11 protein-coding genes are annotated in these 11,526 nt (G+C 45.6%); 8 read left to right on the top strand and 3 right to left on the bottom strand.

What is annotated here, in order from left to right; translation table 11 throughout:
• Positions 1-3 precede the first annotated feature (3 nt).
• From BLQ13_RS13780 to infC, 6 genes are all read left to right on the top strand, one after another.
• A complete protein-coding gene (locus BLQ13_RS13780) occupies positions 4-1,947 on the top strand; it encodes an LTA synthase family protein (protein ID WP_090920722.1) in 1,944 nt (647 codons plus the stop codon).
• Positions 1,948-2,160: 213 nt separating this feature from the next.
• Positions 2,161-3,168 (top strand): LLM class flavin-dependent oxidoreductase, encoded by a 1,008-nt coding sequence (locus tag BLQ13_RS13775; protein ID WP_090920719.1) that lies wholly within the window; start codon positions 2,161-2,163, stop codon positions 3,166-3,168.
• Positions 3,169-3,309: 141 nt separating this feature from the next.
• Positions 3,310-4,056, top strand: coding sequence for a metallophosphoesterase family protein (locus BLQ13_RS13770; RefSeq protein WP_090920709.1), 747 nt, complete (start codon positions 3,310-3,312; stop codon positions 4,054-4,056).
• 117 nt (positions 4,057-4,173) lie between these two features.
• Complete coding sequence (locus tag BLQ13_RS13765) at positions 4,174-4,497, top strand: (2Fe-2S) ferredoxin domain-containing protein (protein WP_090920706.1); 324 nt, start codon at positions 4,174-4,176, stop codon at positions 4,495-4,497.
• Between the two features lie 210 nt (positions 4,498-4,707).
• Positions 4,708-5,640 (top strand): manganese-dependent inorganic pyrophosphatase, encoded by a 933-nt coding sequence (locus BLQ13_RS13760; protein WP_090920703.1) that lies wholly within the window; start codon positions 4,708-4,710, stop codon positions 5,638-5,640.
• A 189-nt stretch (positions 5,641-5,829) separates the two neighbouring features.
• Entirely contained in the window at positions 5,830-6,321 is a 492-nt protein-coding gene (infC, locus tag BLQ13_RS13755; RefSeq protein WP_090921116.1) for a translation initiation factor IF-3, read from the top strand.
• A 116-nt stretch (positions 6,322-6,437) separates the two neighbouring features.
• Here the strand turns inward: infC and BLQ13_RS13750 are convergent, their stop codons facing one another.
• Positions 6,438-7,262 carry a protein-glutamine gamma-glutamyltransferase gene (locus BLQ13_RS13750; protein WP_090920700.1) on the bottom strand — a complete coding sequence of 275 codons (825 nt, stop codon included), beginning with the start codon at positions 7,260-7,262 and terminating at the stop codon, positions 6,438-6,440.
• 202 nt (positions 7,263-7,464) lie between these two features.
• On the opposite strand from BLQ13_RS13750, the gene BLQ13_RS13745 reads away from it, so the two are divergent.
• Positions 7,465-9,885: a PAS domain-containing protein gene (locus BLQ13_RS13745; RefSeq protein WP_090920697.1), complete on the top strand. Its 2,421-nt coding sequence runs from the start codon at positions 7,465-7,467 to the stop codon at positions 9,883-9,885.
• Between the two features lie 3 nt (positions 9,886-9,888).
• The gene (locus BLQ13_RS13740; RefSeq protein ID WP_090920694.1) at positions 9,889-10,224 is read left to right on the top strand and encodes a response regulator; all 336 of its coding nucleotides are present in this window, start codon (positions 9,889-9,891) and stop codon (positions 10,222-10,224) included.
• A gap of 107 nt (positions 10,225-10,331) precedes the next feature.
• Here BLQ13_RS13740 and BLQ13_RS13735 read toward each other — a convergent pair whose 3' ends face one another.
• Both BLQ13_RS13735 and BLQ13_RS13730 read right to left on the bottom strand, forming a co-directional pair.
• Positions 10,332-10,544, bottom strand: coding sequence for a cation:proton antiporter regulatory subunit (locus tag BLQ13_RS13735; protein ID WP_090920691.1), 213 nt, complete (start codon positions 10,542-10,544; stop codon positions 10,332-10,334).
• Positions 10,545-10,664: 120 nt separating this feature from the next.
• Positions 10,665-11,420 carry a hypothetical protein gene (locus BLQ13_RS13730; RefSeq protein WP_090920690.1) on the bottom strand — a complete coding sequence of 252 codons (756 nt, stop codon included), beginning with the start codon at positions 11,418-11,420 and terminating at the stop codon, positions 10,665-10,667.
• Between the last annotated feature and the right edge of the window lie 106 nt (positions 11,421-11,526).

Here is an 11,526-nt window from a genome sequence, read left to right as displayed (position 1 = left end):
ACCATGTTTACATCGACGAATAAAAGCAAGCAGTCAACATCACGGACCTTATTTGCCGTCTTGTTTATTTTAATGCTGCTGAAGTTATCGCTTCTGCGTTATTTTTTCTTCAATGGGTTATCGGGCATAGGCCTTTTCACCGATGCTCTCGCTGCGCTTACCATTGTATGCGTGCTGGATTTAATTGTACCGCTGAGCTGGAAGCGCACGGTATACGGGGCGTTTAATGTGTTGTTCTCCCTGATTTTGTTTGCAGCCACGCTATATAATGCACACTTCAGTTCGGTACCTACGTACACCGCGTTAAGTGAACTGGGGCAGGTCGCTCAGGTGAGAGGAAGTATCGGACCGCTGGTCCGGCCGCAACACTTTATGTTTTTTGCCGATATTATTCTGGCTATACCGCTCGGGTTGATCAGACGCAGACGTAGCAGAGGGGCGTATCGCAGCAGTTACCATGAGAGTAGCCTGACATTTGGCAAACATCGTAGCCGTTACTGGGGCAAACTGGGTGTTGCACTTACAGCGGCGTTCTGCATCGTTTTGTCTGGCAGCTTTATCGTCAAGGGGGAAACGATTGATAACGAGCTGGTACGGGCTGAAAATCTCGGTTTTCTGAACTATCAGGTGTCCTCGGCAATACTGACGAGCAAGGAAAATGAAGCCATTGCGAGTGGCAATATTAACGAAACGATTGCCAAGATTAATGCATTGGTGAGCAAATATCCATACCAGAACAACACGGATAACGGTGCACTGGTGAAGGCCAAATATTTTGGTCAAGCAAAAGGCAGTAACTTGATTGTGCTTCAATTGGAATCCTTTCAAAATTTTCCGATTAATGCTTCGCTAAATGGTCAAGAATTAACGCCAGTCTTAAATAATCTTGCGAAAGAAAGCTATTATTTCTCTCATTTCTTCCAACAGATCGGTCAAGGAAATACATCGGATGCGGAGTTTATGTCGAATACGTCCATTTATCCTACAGGAGTTGTACCGATGTCAGCCGGGTATAGTGACCGTGACCTTCCAAGCCTTCCCAAACTGCTGGCGAAAGAAGGATATGAGTCCGAGACATACCACGTCAATGACGTAACTTTTTGGAACCGCAACAAGATGTACCCTGCCCTGGGTTTCACAAGATACTTCGATAAACCGAGCTTTACGAATGATAAATTCAACGATTTTGGGCCATCGGACGAAGAATTGTATCGGGTGGGTGTGGAAAAAATGACTGCGCATCAGGCTGCCAAACAGCCGTTCTATGCTCAGTTCATCACAGCGTCAAGCCATTCGCCGTTTACTGTTCCAGCCGATCGCGCACGTATTGAAATCCCGGCGACGATTACAAACAAACTGTTACATGATTACCTGCAAGCGATCAATTATACAGACTACGCAGTAGGTCAACTGATTGACGAATTGAAGGCCAACGGTTTATGGGATAATACAACGCTTGTGCTCTATGGCGATCACTTTGGACTACCGGAGGAACCAGAGATTACACAGCAGATTCAGGAAAACTTGGATATCCCTTACGATGGAAAAGTAAGCCGATTCAATATTCCGCTGATGATTCATACGCCGAAACAAACGAAAGGGCAAGTGATTGAGCAGCCGGGTGGTCAACTGGATATTCTGCCTACCGTCATGAATCTGATGGGCGTATCGCTGAAGCAAGAGAAGTTCACAGCGTTTGGGCACGACTTGCTCAATATGGATCACAATGCATTCGGTATTCGTTATTACTTGCCAACAGGTTCATTTGTGAATAATGACATCATGTTCATTCCTGGTGCAGGCTTTGACGATGGAACGGCATACTCGCTCAAAACCTATGAGCCAGTCACGAATCTGGAACCATACCGTTCCGATTACGAACATGTGCTCAGCTTGATGAAGCTGTCTGATGAGTACGTGAAGTTATTACCTAAACGAGCACCTTAATTTAAATGAGTTAAATAGTGCATAATGTCCTATAACGCAGCCAGCTAAAAACTGGCTGTGTTTTTTTATTTTCTTTTCGATATGTCAGGGGAAAATGAAGAGTAAAGCAATGTAAAGTTTCAAACTGTAATTTTTAATGTTACAATGGACAAGTAAGCAAGAAGGAAAAGCACCTTTATTCTATCACTTCACTGACGAGAGGAATGAATATATATGAAATTGAGTGTACTGGAGCATGGACACATTAGTGAGGGTCGCCATGTACATGATGCCTTGCAGGAAGCTGTAACGTTAGCGCAACATGCTGAACAACTAGGTTATTCCCGATTTTGGATGTCCGAGCATCACGGCGGAGGTGCGCTGTCCTTTTCAAGCCCGGAAATCATGATTGGCCATGTGGCTGCCCATACGGAGCGTATCCGAGTAGGATCAGGAGGCGTTATGCTGCCGCATTACAGCGCGTATAAAGTGGCGGAAAACTTCCGTTTGCTTGAAGCTTTGCACCCCGGACGTATCGACCTTGGTATTGGGCGTGCACCAGGAGGTATGCCTATTGCCAGTAGGGCATTGAACGAGGGCAAATCATCGAATGTACAGTTTTTCCCGCAACAGATTGCGGATCTTGGTGGTTACTTCCACGAGCAGTTGCCTGAAGATCATCGTTTTGCTTCCCTTGTAGCCGGACCTTCCGTTCCAACGGTACCCGAAGTATGGCTCTTGGGGTCCAGCTCGGAAGGGGCAAGGATTGCCGCGGCGCAAGGGACTGCCTATGCCTTTGCCCAGTTCTTCGGAACACCAGGCGGCGAGGAAGCGATGAAACATTATCGTCGCCACTTCAAACCGTCCATTCTAGGCGACAAACCTCACTCCATGATTGCGGTCTCCGCTTTCTGTGCGGATACAGAAGAAGAAGCTGCTGAACTGGCTCGCAGCAATGAGTTATTTTTCCTGCGACTTGGACGCGGATTGGAACAGAAGTCCTTCCCTTCTCTGAAAACGGTGAATAACTACCCATATACAGCGATGGAGCTCGAACAGATTCGTCAGCGCCGCTCATTCTCCATCATTGGCACGCCGGATCAGGTGAAGGACAAAATTATTGCGATGGCTGAACGTCACGAAGCCGATGAAGTGATTATTGCGTCTGCCATCCATTCGTTCGAAGCACGTCTTCGTTCTTTCCGTCTGATTGCAGAAGCTTTCGGTCTGAATCAGAACTAAAGCAGGATTATACCTATAGGATCTGGAATATAAGTTTGGATAAGACGGGAACCTTGCTGACTTGGCTGCAGTTGTTGTTGCAGCAGGAAGACAAGGTTTCGGTTTGCATTTTGGGCTCAACCGGAAAGAGAGGAGATTCACTTGCGCAGATGTGTCATCAGTGACATTCACGGTTGTTATGATGAATTCAATGCACTGCTGGAGCAGGTTCATTATGACCCGTCGCAGGATGAGTTGATTTTGCTGGGGGATTATGTAGATCGAGGCCCTGATAGCAAACAGGTCATTGAGCAGATTATGAAGCTAAGACAAGAGAACCAAATCGTTATTCTCAAGGGGAATCATGATGCCATGATGGTGAAGGCTCTGACCCATGATGTCGAAGAGTACGATTTACACTGGATTCGCAATGGCGGATTACAGACGCTGGCGAGTTATCTCCCCGTTTCGTATGATGGTGATCAGATGGACTGGCAAGCGTATGCTCAGGATAAACAATGGATGCGCTCTCATTATGAGCATCATCTGCATTTTCTGGACGAGCTTCCGTTGTCGTATGAAATTCCGGGATACATTTTCGTACACGCGGGCATTAACCCGGATGTAGCCGACTGGAGAAACCAGTCCGAACGGGATTTTATCTGGATTCGCGAACCTTTTTACAGCAGACCTACAGCACTTAAGGAGATTGTTGTGTTTGGGCATACCCCTGTGCAATATTTGCAGGATGAGCCTGGAATCTGGATGGACCCGCGCGGAGACAAGATCGGTATAGACGGTGGATGTGCTTATGGCGCACAATTGAATTTGCTGGAGATTAACGAAGCAGGTCGTTTGCAGACATTCTTTGTGAAAAAAGGATTGAATACGTTCGATCCTGAGCTGTAGTTTATCGTTATCGTTGCACAAACCTGGATAGATGTGCTAATTTATAGAGTTGTAATGTTATACTGTGCAATCATAAAAAGATACATATCCTATTGATGTGAGAGGAATGAAGCGAGTTTGGCTATCTATGATCTGGATCAACTGCAACACCATATTTTACTCTGTAACGGCGGAACATGCATGCGTAATGAGGGGGAAGAAGTCACTCAGGCGGTGCGGGACGAAATTGCGAAACAACAGGCCGGAGGATTCATTCATACAACACGTACCAAATGTAATGGCCGCTGTGATGATGGATGTGTAACCATTGTGTATCCGCAAGGGGACTGGTACGGTAAAATGACCCCGGAATCAGGCCGGGAGCTCGTGCAAGCCCTGTGTAAAGGTGACAAGCTGGACGGACATCTGATTACAAATGTAGCGAACACCCCTGCAAATTAGAACAGACGTGGATACCTGTTGATGATAATAAGCCAATAGCTTCTTCTTTATTCCCGGCGTTCGCTACTTGCGAAACTGGCCTTCATGTAATCTCTGATTAATTCGCTGTAAAGGGATTGGAATTAAGACGTATAAGCGCTATAATCAGTAAGGTATGATTCAAATAAGGATAAGATTAACTTAAACTCGAATTGACGGAGGGCTATGAATATGGAAAAAGTACTAATTTTCGGCCACAAAAACCCGGATACAGACACGATCTGCTCAGCAATCGCGTATGCAGACCTGAAAAGCAAATTGGGACAGGAAGTTGAAGCCGTGCGCCTGGGCGAAGTGAATGGCGAAACGCAGTTCGCACTGGATCAATTCAAAGTTGAAGCACCGCGTATGATCAAAACAGCGGCTAACGAAGTGAATAAAGTCATTCTGGTGGATCACAATGAGCGTCAGCAAAGTGTAAGTGATATTGAAGATGTAACCGTTGTTGAAGTCATTGACCATCACCGTATTGCCAATTTTGAGACAAGTCAGCCTTTGTATTTCCGTGCGGAGCCTGTAGGCTGTACTGCAACGATTTTGAACAAAATGTACAAAGAGAACGGCATTGAAATCAGTGCGCCGATCGCAGGTCTGATGTTGTCCGCGATTATCTCGGATTCCTTGTTGTTCAAATCTCCAACTTGCACAGAGCAAGACGTAGCTGCAGCACGTGAGCTGGCTGCTATTGCCGGTGTAGATGCAGATAGCTATGGTCTGGACATGCTGAAAGCTGGCGCAGACTTGAGTCAGAAAACAATTGCTGAGCTGATCTCTCTGGATGCGAAAGAATTCGCTATGGGTACAGCGAAAGTGGAAATCGCCCAAGTGAATGCGGTTGACGTTAATGATGTGCTGGTAAAACAGCCAGAGCTTGAAGCGGCGATTGAAGCGATTATCTCCAGCAAAGGACTTGACCTGTTCTTGTTTGTTGTGACGGATATCTTGAACAATGACTCCGTTGGACTGGCTTATGGTGCATCTACTCAAGCGGTTGAAAAAGCATACAACGTAACGCTGACAGATAACAAAGCATTGCTCAAAGGTGTTGTATCTCGCAAATCGCAGATCGTACCTGTTCTGACAGAAGCATTTAACTCGTTGTAATTCGGGGGACACGCCACGATATTACGAGAAAAAGTCATCGTTATGACAGGTTGTTAATCTTAACGCAACGTATGCAATGTAGGTAACGTTTATAACAGCACACGAAATGTAGTCTAATATTTAAGCCTGCTCTGATCTTCAGTGATCAGGACAGGCTTTTCATGTCAAGGAGGAAGATGCATGGCTCAGATCATTAAAAATGAAAAGATCAAAGCTAACGAAGTGCAACTCACCGGTCTGAATGGAGAAGACCTGGGCGTCATGTCAACACGGGAAGCACTGGCGCTGGCCAAACAGCATAAGGTAGATTTGGTATGTTTGTCCCTGATGACTAGCCCACCTCCGTGTAAACTGATTGGTGAGGGCGCTGCCCGTGAAGAAGCACAGCAGGCGAAGAAAAAGGCAGGCAAATCTCCGGATAAACGCAAAGTAAAGGAAATTCGCCTGCATCTGCAAATGGAGGATCATGACCGGGATGTGAAGCAGTCACAAGCAGAGCGTATTCTGAAAAAAGGTGACTCCGTGAAATTGGTCATCCAAGTGCATGGAGCCAAAGAGGGAGAGTCAGGCAAAGCCTGGGCAGAAGAACTGTGCAAAGCGTTGAAAGAATACGGCACTAAAACAACAGGAGTTCAGGTTAGCGGCAAGCAAGTCGTGGTTCAGCTTGATCCACTGAACTGATAACATATTGCAAGGAGCCCAATATCAAGTCAGCGCCATGGCTGCTTGTGATTGGGCTTTTTGCAACGTGTGGGTTATTCTATTAATGACGCGTAACTGATCTCATGATCGGACATTCAAGTACGCAAATAGCGACTGCCGCCCACTCGAACATACATTTGTCCAGGTAATACGGGTGTGGTTATGTCCGGGTTGTTGCCGGTGGCATTTTTGGCATAGCGGGATAAATAAAGGAAGTCTGGATATATGACCATATCCATTAAATAGGCCGAGGTCATGCTGCCGGGAAAACGAAAATGATTTAAGGTTCGAATAATTTCCTGACCGTTTGCAATGCCAATACCATGTCCGTAGTACCAGTTTTCCCTCAACATAATGGTGTTTTCACCTTGCCATTCAGGGGTTTTGGGTGACACGTCTGGATTTTTGAAATAAAGCACATCTCCAGGTAGTGCGAGTTCCTTGCCATTCTTTTCTGTCAAACGCAGATCACTGTCGTAATGCCAGTCAAATAGCAACAGATTACGGAATAATGAATTAAAGGCATCCTCACGGATGCTTCCAAGTACGCCTCCATAGAGTACAATAACGGTAGCAGTTGCACACTCGAACGCATATAAGCGTCCGTTTCTCCATATATCTCGGATGCCTTCTGCAGGTGTTACATCTGGCCTTAGCTCGAATCCACCCCGTGCATTTCGATTCCAAAAGGCAGGGTTACACCTGGAGTCTTCGAATGAGGCAAAGCTGACACCGCTTCGGTTCAACCCTTCGGCTGCATCAACAAGGGATTCTCTTAAGCTCCATTCAAAATGGAGATGTTCCATGGATTGATACACATACCTTATGGGGCGGTTTTGTAGCTGCTGTAACCAGTACCATTCAAATGCAGACCATTCGGATGGCGACAGTTGAATCGGTTGATTCGCAACAATAATCATGGGGCAATAACCTCCGTTCTTTCATGACCTGGGTGTGCTGAAAAGCTGAAGATCTTAACGTGTCGATTGTTGCCATGTTTTTTTACTTTTGTTTCGTTTAACTATCGTGGTATTTGGGGTACTACTCTATAAGATATAGTTATGTTCAGGTCGATCTGTTCATACGAATAACATTTACATTCTCGGTAAGGGAGGATACGTAGTGTCGAACTCCATCACACAGAGCCGGTCTCTGTTCGAACAATTATACACACACGCGCCAATCGGCATTGCTGTCGCTTCTCATGTTAATGGACTATGGGTGCAGTTAAATCCAGCTTTTTGCGAGATGCTTGGATCAACGGAGGAAGAACTGTTGCATACTTCCGTTGTACATATGATTTATGAAGAGGACCTCAGGTACGAAGAGTTTCGCCGTAATTTCTGGGAAATGACCAACGGTGAACAGCCGATGTATGAAACAGAGGTGCGCCTGAAACGAAAAAACGGCACGTTGCTGTGGGCAACAATTAGAGCTTGCATTGTCCGGGACGAGGTAAGCGGAGAGCCTTTATATTTACTAGTACAAGCTGCAGACATTACGAAGCAAAAAGAGGCGGAAGAAACGCTTCTTAATCAGCGTCAACAACTGGAAGAAAGTAGTCGTATTTCGCGCATCCTGGCTGAATCATCCATGGATCTGATTGCAATTCACGAAGCGGATGCCGAGCGCACGTTCAAATATGTATCACATGCCAGCAGAAAAATGCTCGGTTACGAGCCTGAAGAAATGATCGGACGCTCAGGAATGTTCTGTATTCATCAGGACGATATCCCGGCTGTAAAGGCTTATATCCGCCGTCAGATGATCGGGCTCACTCCGGAGCGGATTAGTTATCGTCTAGTGCACAAAGATGGTTCCCTTGTATGGGCGGATACGCTGACTCATTATGTTTGTGACGAGTGGGGAAATTTGCAAGAGATGGTTGCAGTCACACGTGATATTACAGAAAGCAAACAGCAACAATTGAATTTGCAGGAGTACAAGTCGTTGTTTGATTGTAATCCGCTTGGTGTGGCATCTCTGGATCTGGACGGGAACTTGCTGAAAGCGAATGTTGGGCAGGAGCAATTAACAGGGCATAGCAAAGAAGAACTGTTAAGCCGACCTTTTGATCATCTGATTGATCCGGTCGACTTGGAGAAGACGCGTTATCATTTTGAAGAATCGGTCAAGGGTGTAGCGCAGCGTTATGAGATTGGTCTGATTCATAAGGATGGACAACGAATCGAGACAAGTGTGATCAACGTTCCTATTTTATTAGAAGATAAAGTGGTTGGTGTCTATGGCATTACGAGTGATGTTACAGCAGCCAAACGTTACGTCGAAGAGATTGAAAATTTAAGTTATGAAAGAGCACTGATCTTGAATGGAATGTCCGAAGGTGTGATTGGGCTGGATCTGGATGGAAACGTGAATTTTGCCAATCCTGCAGCGGCGGAGATGATGAATATCTGTCCGAGTGAGATGAACGGTAAACCTTTGGAAAAAATGATGATACAGATGCAGAGCGAGGGCATTCCATATCCGACGAACGGCACACCTATTTTGCGTGCTGTGCGTGAAGGTAGGGCCTTGCCTCGTACAGAATCCGTATTTTGGCGTCAGGACGGATCGAGTTTTCTTGCAGAGTTCCAACTGAAGCCGATTATGGATCAAGGGAAAACACGTGGTGCTGTGCTGGTCTTCCGTGATATGACTTCGGTAAAAGAAATCATTCGTGCCAAGGAAGCAGCAGAGCATGCGGATCGTGCAAAATCCGAGTTTCTTGCCATTATGAGCCACGAGCTTCGTACACCGCTAAACGGGATTATGGGAATGGCACATCTTTTGATGGAAACGGAGCTGAATGAGGAGCAACAGGGATTTGCCGAGATCATGATTGATAGCGGGGAGTCGCTACTCTATATTTTGAATGAAATACTGGATTTCAGTAAAATCGAAGCAGGCAAAATGGATCTGGAACAGGGGCCAGTAGATATTCGGGACATGTTAGGCAGTGTAATAGAGCTGTTCTCCATTAAAGCCTCTGAGAAGAATATTGAGCTGTACAGTGAAATATCGGATCACATTCCGGAACGTGTATGCGGAGATGAGACAAGAATTCGTCAAATTCTGATTAATTTGGTGGGTAATGCTGTTAAATTTACTGAAAAAGGAAGCGTCACGATCGTTGCGGAGATGGATTCTTCGCAAGCATATGGTCCAGATCAGCTGATGCTTTCGTTTAAAGTTAAAGATACAGGCATTGGTATTGCATTTGATAAACAGCATCAATTATTTCAATCCTTCTCCCAGTTGGACCCAGCGATTAATCGGAAATTTGGAGGAACGGGGCTGGGACTTGCCATTAGCAAGAAATTAGTGGAGCTAATGGGCGGAGCTATCGGAGTTCAAAGTGAGATTGGGCAGGGGGCGGAATTCCAGTTTACTATTATGCTGGACAAGTGGAGAGAGGAGGAAATGGTGTCAGAAGAAGGTGAGGTTGCTGTCACGGTAGAATTGCCAGAGCGTAACCGCCTTGCACGAGGCATTCGGATTTTGATTGCCGAGGATCAGGCTGTGAATAGCCATCTTCTGTAGGAAATGCTTCGCAAATTTGGCGGGGTGTGCGATATTGTGGAAAATGGAGAACAAGCTATACATTTGCTTGCAACTACCCCTTATGATCTGATTTTCATGGATATCCAAATGCCTGTGATGGATGGGATTGAAGCGACTTGTGAGATTAGGAAAATGCATCCGGAAATCCCTGTGATCGCTGCGATAACAGCCTTTGCAGGGGAGCGAGATCGGGAAGCTTGTTTGCAATGCGGAATGCAAGACTTCATAAGCAAACCTTTCCACTCTGCAGAAATTATCCGAGTGCTGAACACATGGGTACCTTATATTCAATCCCACCGGGGGAATTGGAATGATTAACTCAAAAAACCTGTAACTCCAATGGAGTACAGGTTTTTTTGGGTAAAATTTGCTGTTTTTTTGCGCTTAAGTGTGTTGAAGTTACTAAACTGCTAGGAAGCTCGTACTCAGGACCATCCTCCGATTAATCCTGAGAGTGTTACACATTCATCATCTTCCAATTCTGCAATCAGTGTGAGCTCTTCATTATCTTGCGGATTTACCGAAAATAACTCACGGCGTCCATCTTCGTGTTTGATGATAACTAACTGATTACCACCTTTTGTATGAAACTGGTACTTCACCCCGATACCAGGCAGGGCGCATTCCCGGATATTCATGAAACTTGTTCACCTCTTTAGTTTTTGCTTTAATCATCGTTAACCGTTCTCACAGTACGGATGTATTCTACTATCCATAACACCGTTTGGCAAGTCACAAATCTCATTGCCCGGAAGGGGTCATGAATTTTTTAGATCTGCAATCGAATTTCGCCGTCGTCTTGTCCGTCTGCGCCGTATGAAGAACCAGATGAGCAAGGCCAGGACCAACACAAGGCCTGCGATGGCAACTAACAGGATATTCCGAATATTCGGAATCTGTACTGTCAAATCCAGCTTATTCTTTTGCAAAGGAGAAACGTTCCAGATTAGCGTTTTACCACCATCTTCTACCTGGTCAGCATTGGAATTCTGGGCTTTAATCGGCAGAGAGAGTTTGAAGTCAAAATTCACATCTTTTAACAAAAGCCGTTTGAGAAAACCCGGAACGCTATTGATCCTATCTTTAATATCCCCATCGGGCATGGATTCCATAAGGTCAGCTTCGGCAAGGATATGCAATTGGGATGTGAAAAAGCCTGGTGTCTTGGATTGTTCGATATGAATTCCTGGCGGTAGCTTCGAGGAATCGAATCCGGTCATGTTGCTTTTTTCATAATGAGTCGTTGCTTTCAACACGTTCTGGTCCGCCTGTTTGGTCACTTCTGTCTTAAAATTATTCCGTTCCAACGCTTCAGCTAGCAAGGGCATTAGATTGTCTTGTCCAATTTTGCCAAGGGCCGAGTCCGACACACTTAGATTCAGATCCAGATCGGCCGTTCCATCTGTATTCACAGTTACATGGGCTTCTCCATCTGCACAGGCGGACAACATGATAAGCATGAGGGCAAACATAATAGAAAGCGATAATTGACGTATATAAATGCGAGTTGACATGTGAAGCCTGCCTTTCTGCGTAGGTCTAGTGTGGTAATGTCCATATCTATCCAATCCAGAAGTATAGTATACAACGGAACGACCGGAGATGCGAACAAGATGTATA

Origin of the sequence: Paenibacillus polysaccharolyticus (assembly GCF_900102085.1) — a bacterium.
Taxonomy (GTDB): Bacteria; Bacillota; Bacilli; order Paenibacillales; family Paenibacillaceae; genus Paenibacillus; species Paenibacillus polysaccharolyticus.
The sequence above is the reverse complement of the archived record's forward strand: the minus strand, read 5'-3'. Positions and strand labels throughout refer to the sequence as shown.